This window comes from Pantoea sp. AG702, from assembly GCF_003182295.1.
Lineage (GTDB): Bacteria > Pseudomonadota > Gammaproteobacteria > Enterobacterales > Enterobacteriaceae > Pantoea > Pantoea ananatis.
Map to the genome: position 1 here is coordinate 1,179,165 of NZ_QGTU01000001.1, position 17,884 is coordinate 1,197,048.

18 protein-coding genes are annotated in these 17,884 nt (G+C 54.1%); 6 read left to right on the forward strand and 12 right to left on the reverse strand.

The annotated features are described in order from the left end of the window. The first annotated feature begins 74 nt into the window (after positions 1-74). Positions 75-1,268 (forward strand): multidrug effflux MFS transporter, encoded by a 1,194-nt coding sequence (locus DFO57_RS05635; protein ID WP_110015163.1) that lies wholly within the window; start codon positions 75-77, stop codon positions 1,266-1,268. On the opposite strand, the gene dadX is transcribed toward DFO57_RS05635, so the two are convergent. Continuing rightward, the gene (dadX, locus tag DFO57_RS05640) at positions 1,261-2,331 is read right to left on the reverse strand and encodes a catabolic alanine racemase DadX (RefSeq protein WP_014593840.1); all 1,071 of its coding nucleotides are present in this window, start codon (positions 2,329-2,331) and stop codon (positions 1,261-1,263) included. The genes DFO57_RS05635 and dadX overlap by 8 nt on opposite strands. Before the next feature lie 18 nt (positions 2,332-2,349). Next, a complete protein-coding gene (locus DFO57_RS05645) occupies positions 2,350-3,651 on the reverse strand; it encodes a D-amino acid dehydrogenase (protein ID WP_064373891.1) in 1,302 nt (433 codons plus the stop codon). Between the two features lie 503 nt (positions 3,652-4,154). Here DFO57_RS05645 and DFO57_RS05650 point away from each other — a divergent pair. Further along, the gene (locus DFO57_RS05650) at positions 4,155-5,690 is read left to right on the forward strand and encodes a SpoVR family protein (protein WP_110015164.1); all 1,536 of its coding nucleotides are present in this window, start codon (positions 4,155-4,157) and stop codon (positions 5,688-5,690) included. A 46-nt stretch (positions 5,691-5,736) separates the two neighbouring features. On the opposite strand, the gene fadR is transcribed toward DFO57_RS05650, so the two are convergent. Beyond that, complete coding sequence (gene fadR / locus DFO57_RS05655; protein ID WP_013026000.1) at positions 5,737-6,456, reverse strand: fatty acid metabolism transcriptional regulator FadR; 720 nt, start codon at positions 6,454-6,456, stop codon at positions 5,737-5,739. Between the two features lie 380 nt (positions 6,457-6,836). Here fadR and dsbB point away from each other — a divergent pair, with 380 nt between their 5' ends. Beyond that, entirely contained in the window at positions 6,837-7,367 is a 531-nt protein-coding gene (gene dsbB, locus DFO57_RS05660; RefSeq protein WP_014605709.1) for a disulfide bond formation protein DsbB, read from the forward strand. A gap of 41 nt (positions 7,368-7,408) precedes the next feature. On the opposite strand, the gene DFO57_RS05665 is transcribed toward dsbB, so the two are convergent. From DFO57_RS05665 to DFO57_RS05675, 3 genes are all read right to left on the reverse strand, one after another. Beyond that, positions 7,409-7,855, reverse strand: a complete 447-nt coding sequence (locus tag DFO57_RS05665; RefSeq protein ID WP_013026002.1) for a YcgN family cysteine cluster protein — start codon at positions 7,853-7,855, stop codon at positions 7,409-7,411. Positions 7,856-7,918: 63 nt separating this feature from the next. Then, positions 7,919-8,578, reverse strand: coding sequence for a fumarylacetoacetate hydrolase family protein (locus tag DFO57_RS05670; protein ID WP_110015165.1), 660 nt, complete (start codon positions 8,576-8,578; stop codon positions 7,919-7,921). A 295-nt stretch (positions 8,579-8,873) separates the two neighbouring features. Next, positions 8,874-9,149 carry a YcgL domain-containing protein gene (locus DFO57_RS05675; protein ID WP_013026005.1) on the reverse strand — a complete coding sequence of 92 codons (276 nt, stop codon included), beginning with the start codon at positions 9,147-9,149 and terminating at the stop codon, positions 8,874-8,876. A 154-nt stretch (positions 9,150-9,303) separates the two neighbouring features. Between DFO57_RS05675 and minC the strand changes: the two genes are divergently transcribed. Genes minC through minE form a run of 3 tightly spaced genes read left to right on the forward strand, consistent with a single transcriptional unit; the run spans position 9,304 to position 11,121 of the window. Further along, entirely contained in the window at positions 9,304-10,002 is a 699-nt protein-coding gene (minC, locus tag DFO57_RS05680; RefSeq protein WP_013026006.1) for a septum site-determining protein MinC, read from the forward strand. Positions 10,003-10,035: 33 nt separating this feature from the next. Further along, positions 10,036-10,848 carry a septum site-determining protein MinD gene (minD, locus tag DFO57_RS05685; RefSeq protein ID WP_014593844.1) on the forward strand — a complete coding sequence of 271 codons (813 nt, stop codon included), beginning with the start codon at positions 10,036-10,038 and terminating at the stop codon, positions 10,846-10,848. A gap of 3 nt (positions 10,849-10,851) precedes the next feature. Further along, entirely contained in the window at positions 10,852-11,121 is a 270-nt protein-coding gene (gene minE / locus DFO57_RS05690; protein ID WP_010616394.1) for a cell division topological specificity factor MinE, read from the forward strand. 51 nt (positions 11,122-11,172) lie between these two features. Here minE and rnd read toward each other — a convergent pair whose 3' ends face one another. From rnd to DFO57_RS22735, 6 genes are all read right to left on the reverse strand, one after another. Beyond that, positions 11,173-12,294, reverse strand: coding sequence for a ribonuclease D (rnd, locus tag DFO57_RS05695; RefSeq protein ID WP_019105121.1), 1,122 nt, complete (start codon positions 12,292-12,294; stop codon positions 11,173-11,175). 99 nt (positions 12,295-12,393) lie between these two features. After that, positions 12,394-14,070 (reverse strand): long-chain-fatty-acid--CoA ligase FadD, encoded by a 1,677-nt coding sequence (gene fadD, locus DFO57_RS05700; RefSeq protein ID WP_126843543.1) that lies wholly within the window; start codon positions 14,068-14,070, stop codon positions 12,394-12,396. Positions 14,071-14,274: 204 nt separating this feature from the next. Beyond that, on the reverse strand, positions 14,275-14,868 hold the full coding sequence (locus tag DFO57_RS05705) for a Slp family lipoprotein (RefSeq protein WP_013026011.1): 594 nt from the start codon (positions 14,866-14,868) through the stop codon (positions 14,275-14,277). Between the two features lie 60 nt (positions 14,869-14,928). After that, a complete protein-coding gene (gene tsaB, locus DFO57_RS05710) occupies positions 14,929-15,627 on the reverse strand; it encodes a tRNA (adenosine(37)-N6)-threonylcarbamoyltransferase complex dimerization subunit type 1 TsaB (RefSeq protein WP_015700197.1) in 699 nt (232 codons plus the stop codon). Positions 15,628-15,672: 45 nt separating this feature from the next. Beyond that, a complete protein-coding gene (locus DFO57_RS05715) occupies positions 15,673-17,583 on the reverse strand; it encodes an ATP-dependent DNA helicase (RefSeq protein WP_041930812.1) in 1,911 nt (636 codons plus the stop codon). Positions 17,584-17,695: 112 nt separating this feature from the next. After that, entirely contained in the window at positions 17,696-17,863 is a 168-nt protein-coding gene (locus DFO57_RS22735) for a hypothetical protein (RefSeq protein WP_199226565.1), read from the reverse strand. Positions 17,864-17,884 lie beyond the last annotated feature (21 nt).

Consider the following 17,884-nt stretch of genomic DNA (forward strand, 5'->3'; position numbering starts at 1 on the left):
AATTTGCTTTCCTTTTTCGCTGTTAATCATTACCCTCTTTCCTCGCTTTATCGAACGTTTACCCTCTGGTTGCTATGCAAAAATATACCTTATTGCTATTGAGCCTGGTGCTGCTGGCACCTTTAGGCATTGATCTCTATTTACCCACGCTGCCGCAGATTGCTGAAGGCTTATCGACGCCCGTCGCCCTGGTACAAACCACGATCCCGCTTTTTTTACTGATTATGGGGCTGGGACAGTTGGTCAGTGGCCCGCTGGTGGACAACTATGGCCGTAAGCCCGTCGCCTTACTGGGCCTGGCGCTGTACATCGCCGGCAGCGTCATTGCCGCGACGGCGACCACTTTCCCGCTATTTTTAATTGCCCGACTGGTTCAGGGCTGCGCGGTCTGCTGCAGCGCGGTGGTGGCTTTTAGCGGCGTGCGTGACCGACTCAGTGGTGATGACGCCGCCCGGGCTTACGGCTTCCTGAACGGGGCACTGAATATTGTGCCTGCTCTGGCGCCGTTGCTGGGTGGCATTCTGGCCAGCGCCTTCGACTGGCGCGCGCCGTTCTGGTTCCTGTGTTCCTATGCGACAGTCGTGATGCTGATGGTCATCATCTGGCTGCCTGAAACGCGTCCGGCGGATACGCTGCGCGTGAAGGGCCTTCCGGTAAACCAGTACGCCGCGATTCTTCGCCAGCCGCGCTTTTTGGCGTTTGCCTTTGCCAATGCCGGCGCGCTGGGGATGGTGCTGACCTATGTCTCGCTGGCCCCGCAGGTATTAATGACCGAAGGGGGACTTTCGCCTCTGGCCTTCTCGTTTGCCTTTGGTGCAAATGGTTTTTGGATCATGCTGGTCAGCGTGGTGGTGAATAAAGCGATTCGCAAAGCGGGCCGACCGTTTTGCCTTGCCATCGGTTTTATCACCATGTTGACGGGTGCCGTTCTGCTCGTGGCGGGAATGACCTTGTTGCCTGACAGCCTGCAGTTCCATTGGGCGCTGTATATGTTCCCGGTGGCGGTCGCCGTAGCAGGGCTGGCTTTCACCGTTGGGCCAGCCACCAGCTATGCGCTGGAACCCTATCAGCAGCAGGCAGGCGTGGCTTCGGCGCTGCAGGGATTTATCCAGATGGCGGGAGGCGCAGCAGGCAGCCTGATCGTGGTGGCTCTGCCGGTAGCGGAGAAACTGTCATTAACGTTGATGATGCTGCTGGGCGCAGCGCTGGCCTTCCTGGCCTGGCGCTGCAGTAAGAAAATGCAAAGCCGGATTACCGCCGTTAACTGATTTTAACCGGAACGCGTGGGGCCAGCGCGCACATCAGCTCATAGCCCACCGTTCCGGCTGCTTTCGCCACCTGATCGATTTTGACATTTTCCCCCCATAACTCCACGGACGAGCCAATGCCAGCCTGCGGGCACGGCGTGAGATCCACCGTTATCATATCCATCGAAACCGCGCCGACAACCTGCGTCATTATCCCGTCAACGGCAACCGGGGTTCCTGTCGGCGCATGACGTGGATAGCCGTCCGCATAACCGCAGGCAACCACGCCGATACGCTGCGGCTGGGTTGCATGATAGCGATAACCATAGCCGACGCCATCACCGGCCTGCAGCTGCTGTACGCCGATAATCTCACTGCTCAGCGTCATGACCGGTTTTAGTCCGCTGCTGGCGATATCCTGCCAGTTCCCGCTTGGCGAAGCGCCATACAAGATGATGCCCGGACGTACCCAGTCGTAATGCGCTTCAGGATGCCACAACGTGCAGGCCGAATTGGATAATGACACCGGACTGTCCAGCCCTTCCGTAGCCTGTGCGATGCGTTTAAGCGGCTCGACGATTCCGTCAGGATTTTCCGCATCGGCAAAGTGCGCCATCAGGGTAATGTCTCCGACATTTTCGAGCGCACGCAGCTTATGCCAGATTCCGTTGACCTGTTCAGGACGAAACCCCAGCCGGTTCATGCCGCTGTTGATCTTGAGATAGAGATCAACAGGCGCAGAGAGCGTGGCGTTTGCCAGGGCGTGAATTTGCCAGTTGCTGTGCACGCTGGTCGTCAGCCGGTAGCGATCAATCAATGCCAGATCGTCAGGGTGAAAAAAGCCTTCAAGCAGCAATATCGGCTTCTTCCAGCCCTGCTCGCGCAGCAAAATGGCCTCTTCCATGTTGAGTAGCGCGAAACCATCCGTGGCGGACAGGCTTTCCCATACGCGGGCGATGCCGTGACCGTAAGCGTTGGCTTTTACCACTGACCAGACGCGTGACGTCGGGGCCGCCCGGCGCACAATCGCCAGATTATGTCGCAACGCCTGTTGATCGATGGTCGCGACAATTGGACGTGACATATTCCTCTCCCTGAAGGCTTAACGTACTGCGTTAACGTTATGAAGCGGCGATCGGGTCGCCGCAAAACCGGGTAAATAACGAAAGACTGTAAGATCGTCCGCGGCTATCGCGGATGAGGTACCGGATATGACGTCAGCCAGTAACTGACCGGAGCCGCACGCCATTGTCCATCCCAAGGTGCCGTGGCCGGTATTCAGGAAAAGATTCGAAAGCGGCGTGGCACCGACCACCGGCGTCCCGTCTGGCGTCATGGGACGCAGACCGGTCCAGAAGCTGGCCTGACTGACATCTCCCCCCTCAGGATAGAGATCTGTGACCACCATCTCCAGCGTTTCGCGACGCGCCTCCAGCAGTTTGGTGTTAAAACCCACAATCTCCGCCATACCGCCGACGCGAATACGGTTATCGAAGCGTGTCACCGCCACTTTATAGGTTTCATCGAGGATCGTTGAAACTGGGGCGGCATCGGGATTGGTCACCGGTATGGTCAGGGAATAGCCTTTGAGCGGGTAAACAGGAATATCGACGATGTTTTTCATCAACGAGGTTGAGTAGGATCCCAGCGCAACCACATAGCTGTCACCTTTGATCACTTCCTCACCGCACTTCACCCCATAAATACGATTACCATCACGCAGGAGCTGATCGATCGGCGTATTAAACCGGAAGACAACGCCAGCCTCTTCAGCCATTTTGGCCAGACGCTGCGTGAAAAGCTGGCAATCGCCGGTTTCATCGTTAGGCAGGCGCAAGCCGCCAGTGAGTTTATGCTGTGTTGCTGCCAGTGCCGGTTCCACGCTGGCCAGCTGGTGCGCCTCCAGCAATTCATAGGGCACACCGGCCTCGCGTAGCACCGCAATATCTTTGCTGGCGCTGTCGAACTGCTGCTGGGTTCGAAACAGCTGCAGCGTGCCGCCCTGACGACCTTCATAGGCGATTCCGGTTTCCGCACGCAACGCTTTGAGACAGTCACGGCTGTATTCGGCCAGGCGGACCATACGGCTTTTGTTTTGCTGGTAGTGACGCATATCGCAATTGCGCAGCATGTTCCACATCCATTCGAGCTGGAAGCGACTGCCGTCCAGACGGATAGCCAGCGGCGCATGGCGCTGAAACATCCACTTCATCGCTTTAAGCGGCACGCCCGGCGCCGCCCAGGGGGCAGCATAACCGGGGGAGATTTGCCCGGCATTGGCGGCACTGGTTTCCATCGCAGGCTGAGGCTGACGATCGATCACGGTGACCTGGTGTCCGGCACGCGCCAGATACCATGCGCTCGTTACCCCTACTACGCCACTCCCAAGAATCACTACGTGCATAAGTCCCCCGCGAAATTAAAAAGCATAATCCACTGTGCAATGGTTTACATTCAGTGTGATCACAAAGTGGAAACATCCTCTAAACAATTCAACTATTTCACCTCTTTTTTCATCCGCAGGTAACTAAAATCATTTCACCCACTTAAATTCAGAGAGTTATGCGCCAATAGTAAAAAAAGCAGGCATAAATGACATTGTCTATAGTTAATTCCACCACTTTCAGGAGAATCATTCAAAGCGCGCCTTTTGGCCCAATTCCAGAATATTGTGCTAATAAATACCTGCAATGTAGTCGGTAGAGCTATTTAATCCCAACCCCTTAAACCTGAAATGATTTTTCTGCCAAAGAATTCGTTTGAGTTCCCGAATCGGATAAGCGACAGTGAACTATCATTGATATGTTCACTCAGTTTTTTTGGGTTCCCTTTCTCAGGAAGAGCCTTAAATAAATCGCAACGGGCAACCCCACCGCGTGAGTCCGTTCGCCAAAACAGAGGTGCGCTATGACAACAATCTTTGACGATTCACTCATGGACAGCAAACGCATCAGCGATGGACCCGACTGGACCTTCGACCTGCTCGATGTCTATCTCGCTGAAATCGACCGCGTAGCCAAACACTACGGTCTGGATACCTACCCGCACCAAATAGAAGTGATCACCTCAGAGCAAATGATGGACGCCTACTCAAGCGTAGGGATGCCCATCAACTACTCGCACTGGTCTTTTGGCAAAAAATTTATTGAGACCGAGCAGCGCTACAAGCACGGCCAGCAGGGCCTGGCTTACGAAATCGTGATCAACTCCAATCCCTGCATCGCCTATCTGATGGAAGAGAACACGATGACCATGCAGGCGCTGGTGATGGCGCACGCCTGCTACGGGCACAACTCCTTCTTCAAGAATAACTACCTGTTTCGTAGCTGGACCGATGCCAGCTCCATCGTGGATTATCTGTTGTTTGCAAAGAATTATATTTCTGACTGCGAGGAGCGTTACGGGGTTGAAGAAGTGGAACGCCTGCTTGATTCCTGCCACGCGTTGATGAACTACGGTGTTGATCGCTACAAGCGTCCCCAGAAAATTTCGTTGCAGGAAGAGAAAGCGCGGCAAAAAAGCCGTGAAGAGTATCTGCAGAGTCAGGTGAACACGCTCTGGCGTACGCTGCCGCGCAAAGAGAAAGAAGCCACGCTGGTTGAGGCCGCGCGTTACCCTTCAGAGCCGCAGGAAAACCTGCTCTACTTTATGGAAAAGAACGCGCCCCTGCTCGAATCCTGGCAGCGGGAGATTCTGCGCATAGTGCGTAAGGTGAGCCAGTATTTCTATCCCCAGAAACAAACCCAGGTCATGAATGAAGGCTGGGCCACCTTCTGGCACTATACCATCCTGAACCACCTTTACGATGAAGGCAAAGTGTCCGAGCGCTTCATGATGGAGTTTCTCCACAGCCATACCAACGTCATCTATCAGCCACCGTATAACAGCCAGTGGTATAGCGGGATTAACCCCTATGCATTAGGTTTTGCGATGTTCCAGGACATCAAGCGCATTTGCCAGTCGCCAACCGAAGAAGATCGTTACTGGTTCCCGGATATTGCCGGTTCTGACTGGCTAAAAACCCTGCATTTCGCGATGCGGGAGTTCAAGGATGAAAGTTTTATCAGTCAGTTCCTGTCGCCAAAGGTTATGCGCGATTTCCGCCTGTTTACCGTACTGGATGACGATCGTAATAACTTTCTGGAGATCGCTGCCATCCACGATGAGGCGGGCTACCGTGCGATTCGTCAGCAGCTCTCCGCTCAGTACAACCTGAGTAACCTGGAGCCCAACATTCAGGTTTACAACGTTGACCTGCGTGGCGATCGTTCCCTGACGCTGCGCTATGTCCCGCAGAGCCGTGCGCCGCTGGACAAAAGCCGCCGGGAAGTGCTTAAACACGTGAAACGACTATGGGGATTTGACGTTATTCTGGAACAGCAAAACGAAGACGGGAGCGTTGAGCTACTGGACCGTAATCCACCGCGTAACGCCCCGCTTTAAGCGGAATGCGGAATAAAAAAAACCGGACGCCATGTCCGGTTTTTTATTAACGTTTGCTGCCTAAATCGTCCGGCAACGTTTTTTGCATCGAATGCCAGATATCGCCACTCTGACGACCATAGCGACGGACACATTCAACGATTTCGTCCTGGGTAGGCTCTTTGTCACACAGGTTGAGCAGCGTTTGATAAAAATCGCGTGCCACCTTACGCGCTTCCGGGTTGGAAAAGTAGTGGCGTCCAACGCGGGTGTAAAGCCCTTTCAGCCCATTCAGGATCAGGCCATAAATTGGGTTGCCTGATGCGAACGCCAGCCCGCGAAACACCCGGTAATCCAGTTCGGTATAGCTGTCTACCTGGTCTTCAGCACTGTTTACGGCTTCCAGCACCTCGCGTGCCTTCTCTGGATAATGGCGTAAGGCGCGACTGATAAAGATCGAAGAAATATTGGTTCGGACAGATAACAGGTTATCGATCAGGGCGGGTACGCTGTCATGATCGAGACGCGCCAGGGTTTCAAGAATATTAAGACCCGAGGTTTCCCAAAAATTATTCACGCGAGTAGGTTTGCCGTGCTGAATCGTCAGCCAGCCGTCACGCGCCAGACGCTGCAGCACTTCGCGCAATGTGGTACGTGTTACACCAATCAGTTCAGAAAGCTCACGTTCAGCAGGAAGAATAGATCCAGGCGGAAAACGGCTGTTCCAGATGCTTTCAATTATATACTCTTCAGCAAATCCGGCTGGACTCTGCGCCTTAATAACCATAACTGTGTGTTCTCATTGCTTTCTGGATCGTAATGGGGACTCATCATACCAGACGCCCTATAGCGGATACAGACTGCACAACGATTAAAAGCGCGGTTTAGCACAAAATTAAGACAGATTACCGCGATCATTATGGCCGTATTTACGCCAGCCTTACCTCAGCGTTTTGGGCGGGCGCATTGCTACCACGCGGTTCCCTTGCTTGCGGGATTTAACGCGCAAAAGAACATCAATATCACGCGGTTATCAGAATTTTTGTTAAGTCATTAATCTGGATCAGTGCCAGGTCATGTTTGTACATAATTTTTACCCAACGCAGGATGGCGCGCAGCGACTTTTGGTTTACACTGCGGGGCATTAACGTTTACAGGGAATGCAATATGTTGCGATATTTAAACCAATGTTCGCGTGGTCGCGGGGCCTGGTTATTACTGGCCCTCTCTGCACTGGCCTTGGAGCTTACGGCGTTGTGGTTCCAGTATGGTTTGGGCTTCAAACCCTGTGTGATGTGTATTTATGTGCGCTGTGCGCTGTTTGGCGTAGTGGCTGCAGGGCTTATCGGGTTACTTCTACCACGTTCACTGTTACGGCTGGTGGCCATTCTGGTCTGGATCTACAGCGCCTGGGAAGGCCTGCGGCTGTCTTACGAACACACGATGATCCTGCTGCATCCCAATCCTTTTGTGACCTGTGATTTCGCGGCCCGTTTTCCAACGTGGCTGCCGCTGGATAAATGGCTACCGTCGGTGTTCGTCGCCAGCGGAGACTGCTCAGATCGTGGGTGGGAATTCCTGTCGCTCAGCATGCCACAGTGGATGATCGGTGTTTTCGCTGCCTATCTGCTGGTCGGCATTTTGGTTCTGATCGCGCAGCCGTTAAAACCTAAGCGCCGGGATCTATTTGGCCGCTAACGTTAAAAAGGCTGCCACTGGCAGCCTTTAATGTATGTGCATCAGCCGTTACGATCCGGCCGATCAATAATGTGATCTTCCCAGTCACGCACTTCGCTTTCCCGCACCGCAATATAACGCACCGAAATACGTTGAGCATGCATCTCGGTTTTGGAGCCCGCGCGCAGCGGATGCCAGGCCGGGAGCGGCTTCCCCTCGCCCAACAGCCGGTAGGCGCAGGTACGGGGCAGCCAGTTGAAGGTGGTCAGGTTTTCGCGCGTCAGCTTGATACAGTCTTCTTCAAATTCAAACCGACGTTCGTAATTGCGACACTGACAGGTCTTTATATTGAGCTGGTTACAGGCGACGTTGGTGAAATAGATTTCATCCGTATCGGCGTCCTGTAATTTGTTCAGGCAGCACTGGCCACAACCATCACACAAGGATTCCCATTCCTCATCGCTCATTTGTGCCAGGCGTTTATGTTGCCAGAAAGGGGTTTCAGTCATGATGATTGTCCAGATTTAGCCTAAACCGCACCTTATAAAGATATTGACGCGATGATGCAAGTTTTAGAGTACCCGCGTGCTGATGCCGTGGCCCGCAACAGAAACCTCAAGCATATCGCCCGAGCGCATCGGCCCCACGCCTTCAGGCGTGCCGGTCAGGATGACATCACCCGCATGCAGGGTAAAATACTGACTCATATGTGCAATTAGCGGCAGAATTTTGTGGATCATATCGGCGGTGTTGCCCTGCTGGCGAACCTCACCGTTGACCACCAGCTTCAGCTCGGTATTCTGCGGGTCGCCTGAGAACTCAGCGACCGGAATAAATCCCGAGACCGGACAGGCGTTATCAAAGGCTTTCGCTTTTTCCCACGGCTGCCCGGCTTTTTTTAAGCCTGCCTGCAGGTCACGCAGGGTTAAATCCAGCGCCACACCGTAACCGGCGATCGCTTGCGCCACGTGCGCTTCTGAAGCCTGCTTCAGGGTGGTGCCTATCAGTACGGCCAGCTCAACTTCGTGGTGCACTTCACCAAACGCATCGGGAACAGATAAAGGCTGGCGCAGATCGCACAAGGCCGTTTGCGGCTTAATAAAAATAACCGGCTCGGTCGGTGTCGCACTGCCCATTTCTTTGATGTGTTTCGCATAGTTGCTGCCCACGCAAACCACTTTGCTCACGGGATAATCTAACAAAGCGCCTTGCCAGTTACGATGCTGATACATGCTAATCCCCTGCTTAGAGTGCCGAAATGCCAGTCATGTCGGCGGATTGACGTTACTGACAGACGACACCTAAAGCCAGCCTGCCAGCTATCACTGAGATGCATAAACCTGACAGATGCGCGAGAATTGTCAATAAGTCAGCCAGGCTATTTGTGCGTCGCCGCCTTCATCTGACCGGTCAGGTTGCAAACAGCGCGCCGCAGCGGCGCGACTGTGCAATTATTATTCAGCCTCACGGGAATATAAATTTGCTGATGACGGCCCTGCAAAATTTATATTAAAGGAACAATCCGAGTTAATCTTTTCTATCCAGTTCGAGATGCGTTTTTAACAAACTTTCGATGGGTGGTGGAATTTGCAAATAATATCCCTGCTCGCTTAACCCCTGCTTCACTTTATTGATGTCCGCATTGGCCAGTTTGTCGCGCTGGGCCAGGTTCACCACCATCGCTAACTGAGGCTTACCAAAGCCTTTTAGCAGGGCCTCAGGAACGCGCGAAAAATCGTCTTTTTTTTCAACGTAGAGATAAGTCTGGTCGCGGACGGGACTTCTGTAGATCACACAAAACATATTTTTTACTCGAATTAACCAGCCGTGAGGCTTGTTTGAATATAGCGGTAACTATAACATGCTTGCAGTACTTCGAATATTCGCCGATCGCGCTTTAACGATGCTTTTATGATCGCTTAGCACAGGGTAGTAAAACAGGACTGAGTCGGGACAGATGCCGCAATCGCCAATCGAATTTAAGGGAAGCAGTTTTACCTTGTCCGTTGTTCATTTGCATCACCATGAGCCAGAGGTGATCCGCAAAGCGCTACAGGACAAAATTGACCAGGCTCCAGATTTCCTGAAAAACGCACCCGTGGTGCTGAATGTTGCGGCCCTTGATGCGGCCGTAAACTGGAAACAGATGCAGCAGGCCGTCAGCGCAACGGGGCTCCGTATCGTCGGCGTCAGTGGATGCAAAGACGAGGCGCTGAAAAAAATGATCGCCCGCGTCGGTCTTCCGGTGCTGGCCGAAGGTAAAGAGAGCCACAAGCGCGAAGCGCCGGAGCCGGAGTCAAAACCCGTTGCGACGGAAGCGCTGGTGGCGAAAACACGCATCGTTAACACGCCGGTGCGTTCTGGTCAGCAAATCTATGCCCGCAATGCGGATTTGATTGTCACCAGCAGCGTCAGCGCCGGCGCGGAACTGGTTGCCGATGGCAATATTCATATCTATGGCATGATGCGCGGCCGCGCGCTGGCGGGTGCCAGCGGTGACAGAGATTGCCAGATTTTTTGCACCAACCTGGCAGCAGAGTTGGTTTCTATCGCCGGGGAGTACTGGATCATGGATCAAATCCCCGAAGCGTTTTTTGCTAAAGCGGCACGCCTCTGCCTTCAGGACGGCGCGCTGACTATCCAGACACTTAATTAGGCCCCTTTTCTTTCGTTAAGGAAATCAACATTTATGGCACGCATTATTGTAGTTACATCCGGTAAAGGGGGCGTTGGTAAGACCACGTCAAGCGCGGCCATCGCCACCGGTTTAGCGCAGAAAGGCAAAAAAACGGTTGTCATCGACTTTGATATCGGCCTGCGTAACCTTGATTTAATCATGGGCTGCGAACGCCGTGTGGTTTATGATTTTGTTAATGTCATTCAGGGTGATGCCACGCTGAACCAAGCATTGATTCGTGATAAGCGCACAGAACAACTTTATATTCTGCCTGCCTCGCAGACCCGCGACAAAGACGCCCTTACCCGCGAAGGTGTTGAGAAGGTGCTGAACGATCTGGCAGAGATGGCGTTTGACTTCATCGTTTGTGACTCGCCGGCCGGCATCGAAACCGGTGCGTTAATGGCGCTCTATTTTGCCGACGAAGCCATCATCACCACGAACCCGGAAGTTTCCTCTGTACGCGACTCTGACCGTATTCTCGGTATTATTTCTTCCAAATCCCGCCGTGCGGAAACCAGCCAGGAACCGGTTAAAGAGCATCTGCTGCTGACCCGTTACAATCCTGGCCGCGTGAATCGTGGCGATATGCTGAGCATGGAAGATGTTCTGGAAATCCTGCGTATTCCTCTGGTCGGCGTCATCCCAGAAGACCAGTCGGTTCTTCGTGCCTCTAACCAGGGTGAGCCGGTAATTCTCGATGGTGAGTCTGATGCTGGTAAAGCCTATGCCGATACCGTTGACCGGTTACTCGGTGAAAGTCGCCCCTTCCGCTTTATTGAAGAAGAGAAGAAGGGTTTCCTGAAACGCCTGTTCGGGGGATAAACCATGGCATTACTTGATTTCTTTTTATCCCGGAAGAAGAACACTGCCAACATAGCCAAGGAAAGGCTACAGATTATTGTGGCAGAACGGAGAAGGGGCGACAGTGAGCCCCACTATCTTCCGCAACTTAAGCGCGACATTCTCGAAGTGATTTGCAAGTACGTGAAGATTGATCCGGACATGGTGACGGTTCAACTCGACCAGAAAGGGGATGATATCTCCATTCTGGAACTGAACGTCACGCTACCTGAAACGGAAGACGTGCCTAAATGACGTCGACCGTTTCCTGATTTTCCCCTGCGCTGTACTGGCAGGGGAAATTTCTTACATCTCGGCAAGGATGGTCATAATGCCGGGTTTCAGCACGTCGCCTCGCCAGCCTGATAACAGTTCAGGTTCGCGGTTTTGTGGCTTCAGCCCCCAGTGCTGACTCAGTACCTGATTGATCTGTCGGCGCGATGCCAGCAGCTCCTGACTAAACCCGCTCTGCTCACTTACCTGCTGCACCAGTGCTTTGATCGCTTTAAACGCCCGCTTATAGTTCACATGATCGACCAGATTGCTTAACGGCGGCGGCAGCTCGCTTTCAGCCAGTCCGGCTGCGTCTGCGACCTGCGCCAGCATCGCCCTGCCGTGAAAACGAATCTCATGGCCAGATAAGCCCAGGTGATCTAACTCACCCTGCGAGCCCGGCATGAAACGGGCGACTTTCCACAGGTTCTCTTCCCGCACCACAAAATTCACTGCCATGTCTTTTTCTCGGGCAACCTTGAGCCGCCAGGCCGCCAGGCGTTGCAGCGCCGCCAGTTGGCGCGGACGCAGCTGCCAGGCATTGGTGATATCGCGCCAGGCATCTTCCGGCGCTAAGCTATCCAGCCGACGCTGGCACAGGTTTTCACATTCGCTCAGCGCCGCCGCCATGTTCCCTGCCTGCTCAACCTGTTGCATGAGTTGATGAGCAATCGGCAACAGGTAATGCACGTCGGCAGCGGCATACTGGCACTGCCGTTCCGTCAGCGGACGCGCCAGCCAGTCCGTGCGCGCCTCACTCTTATCTAATTCGACCTGGGTAAAGTGCGCCACCATGGAGGCAAATCCCCAGGAAAGCGGTTGACCGCTAAAGGCCGCCAGAATCTGTGTATCAATCATCGGCTGTGGCAGTACAGCAAAACGGTGCAGGAAGACTTCCAAATCTTCGCCGCCCGCGTGCAAAAATTTCGTGACGCGGGTATCCGTTAACAGTTCGATAAACGGTGACCAGTCACGGACAGGTAACGGATCGATCAACACCAGCTGTTCGCCATCAAACAGCTGAATCAGTCCCAGCTGTGGATAGTAGGTACGGGTACGGACAAATTCCGTATCCAGGGCGACGGCCGTATGCTGGCGTGCTTTGTTGCACACCTCGGCCAGGCGATCATCGTTATCGATCAGGGAATAGTTCACGTTCAGTTTTCACCGCAGCCGACAACGTGCGGTGCTCCATGTTAAAAGCAATAAAAACGCCGGACAGAGCCGGCGTTCAACCTGAATCCTGACGGTGAATCAACCCGTGTGGGTTTTCACCTCGTCGCGCAGTTCACGACGCAGAATTTTTCCTACATTCGTTTTGGGTAGTTCATCGCGGAACTCAACGATTTTCGGCACTTTGTAGCCGGTGAGCTGACGACGACAGTGATCGAGCAGCTCTTCTTTGGTCAGCGAGGGATCTTTCTTCACCACACAGACCTTCACCGCCTCGCCCGACAGTTCGCTGGGCACGCCAATCGCAGCCGCTTCGCGCACTTTGGGATGCTGCATCAGAACGTCTTCAATTTCATTCGGATAGACGTTAAAACCTGACACCAGAATCATATCCTTTTTGCGGTCCACGATACGGATAAATCCTTCGTGGTCAACGGTAACAATATCCCCGCTGTGGAGCCAGCCATTTTTCAGGACTTCTGCCGTGGCCTCCGGATGCTGCCAGTAGCCATGCATCACCTGCGGACCCCGGATACACAATTCGCCGGGCTCTCCGGTTGGCACTTCATTGCCGTTTTCATCCAGAATGATCACGTCCGTTGAGGGCACCGGTAAGCCAATACTGCCCGTGTGGCAGCTAATGTCATAAGGATTGACGGAGACCAGCGGAGAGCACTCGGTCAGACCGTAGCCTTCCAGTAAATAGTGGCCGGTGAGTTTTTCCCAGCGCTCAGCGACGGCCTTTTGTACCGCCATCCCGCCCCCGGCAGAGAGGCGCAGGGTAGAAAAATCGAGTTTGGTAAAGCCATCGTCATTAAGCAGCGCGTTGAACAACGTATTCACGCCGGTAATGGCGGTAAACGGATATTTGGCGATCTCTTTAACAAAACCGGGAATATCACGCGGATTGGTGATCAGCAGATTCTGCCCACCCAGCTCAACAAACAGCAAGCCGTTAACGGTCAGCGCAAAGATATGGTAAAGCGGTAACGCTGTGACAACGCACTCCTTGCCATCCCGTAACAGCTTGCCGTAGGTGGCTTTCGTCTGTTCAAGGTTTGCCTGCATATTCCGGTGCGTCAGCATGGCACCTTTCGCCACGCCTGTCGTGCCGCCCGTGTATTGCAGAAACGCCAGATCCTCATTACTGACATCCGGGCGCTGATACGGCATTTTCTCTCCGGCTTCCAGTACGTGGCGAAACGCTATCGCACCCGGCAAATGGTACTTTGGTACCAGTCGCTTCACATACTTCACCACAAAGTTCACAAGGGTGGCTTTGACCGGTGCAAGCTGGTCGCCCATGCGGGTCAAAACAACGTGTTTGATCGCGGTCTCGCTGACGACTTTTTCTAACGTATGCGCAAAGTTAGAGACAATAACGATCGCGCTGGCACCGCTGTCATTAAGTTGGTGTTTTAATTCGCGCGGCGTATAGAGTGGGTTGACGTTGACCACGACCATTCCGGCCCGCAAAACGCCAAAGAGCGCAACCGGATATTGCAGCAGATTAGGCATCATCAGGGCAACACGGTCGCCCTGTTTCAGTTTCAACTCATGTTGCAGATAGGCGGCAAAGGCCCGACTTTTTTCGTCCAGTTGGCGATAGGTCATCTTTTGACCCATGTTGTAAAAAGCAGGTTGCCCGGCGTAACGGGCAACGGCCTGCTCAAACAGATCAACCAGAGAGCGGTAACGATCAGCATTAATTTCGGCAGGGACGTCTGCCGGGTAGCGTTTTAGCCAAACCTTATTCAAGGATTCACCCCGATAATCTTGTTGTGTACTCATCGCCGCCTCGACAATCGCATTTGTTAACAATATTTTAACTGATTGTACCAGTTTGCTCTTCTTGTCATGTTGAGGTTGCGAAGTCCATCACTAAATTTCGTCTTTGCAGACAATACAAATAAAAAGCCCGGCAGCGAGCACCGCTACCGGGCTGAATAAAACAGGTAATGCTTACTGTGTCAGGATAGTTTCAACCTGTGCGGGCCCGCTGTTATACATTCCCCAGTACGGGTTGGGTCCCCAGTAGCCCCCACGATGGCGCGTCGGGCCATACCAAATCCACGGGTCAATGGGCTGCGGAGGCGCAACAATCTGGCGCGTCAGATGCCAGCGCTGATAGCCACGAACGTCGATGACCACAAACTGATAGGTGGCCTCGCCAATTTTGCCCTGCTCCGTGCCCTTAATCGTACCGAGCACCGTAACGTACTGATCTTTGACATCCGTCGGATCGACGAAGCCGGGAATGTCGGCATAGATGCGACCCACAGAGCTGGCGCCCAGTACGGGACGCGCGCCCTCATCCAGCGGCTGCGTCGCTATTTCCAACCGGGTTTTGCCGTTACGGTTGAACACGTTAACCACCTTGCCGCCAAAGCGCGATTCCTGACCGACATAGATGGCCGGATCTTTCATCACCCGCAATAAGTCCTGCTGGGGCATGGCGGAATTGCCCTTAATATTATCCGGCACTGAAACACAACCACTTAAAACCAGGGCGCAGGCCAGTAGCAGACCGGCAACACCGTGACGACGAATTGACATGGGTATTCTCCTGAAAGTTGCTGTTTAGAGTGCTCCGATAACAATAAGTTGCGTCTCGTTTCAGCGTCCAGGCAGTTTTTTCCAGGCCACCTCGTTTCTCAGATAGGTGGGTTCTGCGTTTTCAGGCAATACCGTCGCGCCCTGCTGCAAAGCGGCGACGGCCAGCGGCAACATATCTTCTGCCGCAGGCAGTTCCACATGGCTGTTAACCAGCTGAAGGGCATGGCCCTGCTGCAGATCTGGCCAGGCCTGCCAGCCGGTTCCGGCAGTAAACCATTCGCCCTCCAGCGCCTGCATCCGCGTCAAGGCCGCGGCGGGCGACAGTACGCTCTCGCTCGCTTCACCCTGCCAGTGACCCTGCTCATCACGCTGATACTCGGCCCAGTAGACTTCGCCCATACGAGCATCTATCGCGGTTAATACCCGCGTGGCGCCGTGCAGCCGCCAGGCGCCCTGCGCCAGCGTGGCCAGCGTAGAGATGCCCGCCATGGGCAACGCAGCGCCCAGTGCCAGCCCCTGAGCGATCCCGATACCAATACGCACGCCGGTGAAGCTGCCCGGACCGCGGCCAAATGCCAGCGCATCAAGTTGTGTTAGTTCCAACTGCTGAGACTGCAGCAGTTCTGCCACTAAGGGTAAAATTCGTTGGGTGTGATCGCGCGGCGCGATCTCAAAGCGCGCATCAATCTGCTGCCCGTTGAGCAGGGCTGCAGAACAGGCTTCTGTCGCTGTATCCAGCGCTAAAATTCGGACCGACATAACGACCTCAGAGGATTCAAAAACGGCGCGCATCTTAGCATAAAATTACGCGTCAGGTTGCTGACGAATAAAGGCAATAGCCTGCGCGATATCCCGCGTGCGTGGAGTGGGCGGCAGGCTGTTAAGAAACAGCGCGCCATAAGGCCGGGATACCAGACGCTGGTCGCAAATCACCAGCACGCCACGATCGTCGGTATCGCGAATCAAACGGCCAACGCCCTGTTTCAACGTAATCACGGCGTCGGGCAGTTGCACGTCACTGAAGGGATCGCCTCCCCGCAAACGGCAGTCTTCCATGCGGGCTTTTAACAGCGGATCCTCCGGTGAGGTAAACGGCAGCTTGTCGATGATGACCAGCGACAGCGCATCGCCACGTACGTCCACCCCTTCCCAGAAGCTGCTGGTAGCCACCAGCAGGGCATTGCCCTTTTCGATAAACTGTTTCAGCAGTTGCCCTTTACTGGTTTCGCCCTGCACCAACACCGGCAACGTCATGGAGGCGCGGAACTCGGCCGCCAGCTCACGCATCATCAAGTGTGAGGTACATAAGAAGAAGCAGCGGCCTTGGTTTGCATCGATCAAGGGCTTCATCATTTTAGCCAGCTGACGTGCGCCACCGGGACGATTCGGTTCCGGCAGATTGCGGGGAACGCACAGTAATGCCTGCTGTGAGTAGTCAAACGGGCTACTGAGAATCAAACTCTTCGCCTTGCTCACGCCTAACCGATCGGCAAAATGGTCCATCTTTTCATCGACGGCCAGGGTCGCGGAGGTGAAAATCCATGCTGCTTTGCGGTCATCCATCATTTCCCGGAAGCGTTCGGCCACGGATAACGGCGTTAGCGCCAGCACAAAGTGCCGCGATGTGCATTCATACCAGTAACTGAATCCCGGTTCGCTGATGGATCGTATGCGCTTCAGTCGCGTACGGTAAAGCGCTGCGCGTTCAAAGGCCGCATCAAGCAGCGCAGAACGCCCGAGTGAGAGTTTAATGACGTCATAGCACAGTTCCAGGGCATCATCGAGCAGCGTGAACATGCGCATGATGTTGTTATCACTGAGCAAGTCCCGCAGATTTCCGCGATAGCCGGGTTCGCCCAGCGCCAGCCGAAAATCCTGAGCGCACTGAGCCAGCCTGTCGGCCGATTTTTGCAGTTGCTGAACGTCACGCACTTCGGTGCGATAGGCAATAATGATGTCTTTCGCCAGATCGGCTAACTGACGGCTGGAGATCTGCTGACCGAAATACTGGCTGGCGATATCCGGTAACTGATGGGCTTCATCAAAAATCATGACGTCCGCTTCAGGGATCAGCTCACCGAAGCCCCCCTCTTTCACCACCAGATCGGCAAGAAAAAGATGATGATTGACGACGACGACATCGGCATCCATAGCCTTCTTGCGCGCTTTGACGACAAAACACGCTTTATACTGCGGGCAATCGCTCCCCAGACAGTTGTCGTTGGTACTGGTCACCAGCGGCCATATCGGACTGTCTTCCGTCACGTCTGCACAGGCGCTGATATCGCCGTCGACGGTGTGTGAGGCCCAGGCGCGCAGCGTCACCAGGTCGGTAAGCGACTGAACGCTCAGATCGCCGCCGGTGGCAGACTGCTGATCCATCCGCTCCAGGCACAGGTAGTTAGATCGCCCTTTAAGCAGCGCCGTTTTACCGGTAAATTTTAGCGCGTTAGCGATGGTGGGCAAATCGCGAGCATAAAGCTGATCCTGCAGGGCTTTTGAGCCCGTGGACACAATCACTTTTTTATTGGCGCGTAACGCCGGTGCCAGGTAGGCATAGGTCTTGCCCGTCCCCGTGCCCGCTTCAACAACCAGCTCACCGCTGCTCTGCACGGCCTCGGTGACAGCCTGGGCCATTTCACGCTGTGCTTCACGCGGTTTGAACCCCGTAATACGCTTTGCCAGCGCGCCATCTGATGCAAAATCGTCTGCCACGTATCCTCTCAATTCCGGCAAAAAACACTGTATATTATGTCAGTCTTTCCCGCCTTAAGGAAATTGCTGACGCGGGCGTCTCCATTATGCTAGCTGGATGCAGGGAATGCCGCTAATGACTGATATAAAGCGCACCCGCCGCCAGGATCACCCATAAAACCGCCAGCGTGATAAACCCCTGTCTGGCCGTACGCGACATGCCCGCAAAAGTTGACACCACCACAGACAGCAACGCCAGTGCGCCAAACATCACCCAAAACAAATATTGCGTATTCGCCATGCCTTCTTCCTAGGAGTCCTG

Bases quoted from the DNA above. Each gene is read 5' to 3' on its own strand.
- DFO57_RS05635 (WP_110015163.1), top strand. From the start codon at position 75: ATGCAAAAATATACCTTATTGCTATTGAGCCTGGTGCTGCTGGCACCT.
- dadX (WP_014593840.1), bottom strand. From the start codon at position 2,331: ATGTCACGTCCAATTGTCGCGACCATCGATCAACAGGCGTTGCGACAT.
- DFO57_RS05645 (WP_064373891.1), bottom strand. From the start codon at position 3,651: ATGCACGTAGTGATTCTTGGGAGTGGCGTAGTAGGGGTAACGAGCGCA.
- DFO57_RS05650 (WP_110015164.1), top strand. From the start codon at position 4,155: ATGACAACAATCTTTGACGATTCACTCATGGACAGCAAACGCATCAGC.
- fadR (WP_013026000.1), bottom strand. From the start codon at position 6,456: ATGGTTATTAAGGCGCAGAGTCCAGCCGGATTTGCTGAAGAGTATATA.
- dsbB (WP_014605709.1), top strand. From the start codon at position 6,837: ATGTTGCGATATTTAAACCAATGTTCGCGTGGTCGCGGGGCCTGGTTA.
- DFO57_RS05665 (WP_013026002.1), bottom strand. From the start codon at position 7,855: ATGACTGAAACCCCTTTCTGGCAACATAAACGCCTGGCACAAATGAGC.
- DFO57_RS05670 (WP_110015165.1), bottom strand. From the start codon at position 8,578: ATGTATCAGCATCGTAACTGGCAAGGCGCTTTGTTAGATTATCCCGTG.
- DFO57_RS05675 (WP_013026005.1), bottom strand. From the start codon at position 9,149: ATGTTTTGTGTGATCTACAGAAGTCCCGTCCGCGACCAGACTTATCTC.
- minC (WP_013026006.1), top strand. From the start codon at position 9,304: ATGCCGCAATCGCCAATCGAATTTAAGGGAAGCAGTTTTACCTTGTCC.
- minD (WP_014593844.1), top strand. From the start codon at position 10,036: ATGGCACGCATTATTGTAGTTACATCCGGTAAAGGGGGCGTTGGTAAG.
- minE (WP_010616394.1), top strand. From the start codon at position 10,852: ATGGCATTACTTGATTTCTTTTTATCCCGGAAGAAGAACACTGCCAAC.
- DFO57_RS05705 (WP_013026011.1), bottom strand. From the start codon at position 14,868: ATGTCAATTCGTCGTCACGGTGTTGCCGGTCTGCTACTGGCCTGCGCC.
- tsaB (WP_015700197.1), bottom strand. From the start codon at position 15,627: ATGTCGGTCCGAATTTTAGCGCTGGATACAGCGACAGAAGCCTGTTCT.
- DFO57_RS22735 (WP_199226565.1), bottom strand. From the start codon at position 17,863: ATGGCGAATACGCAATATTTGTTTTGGGTGATGTTTGGCGCACTGGCG.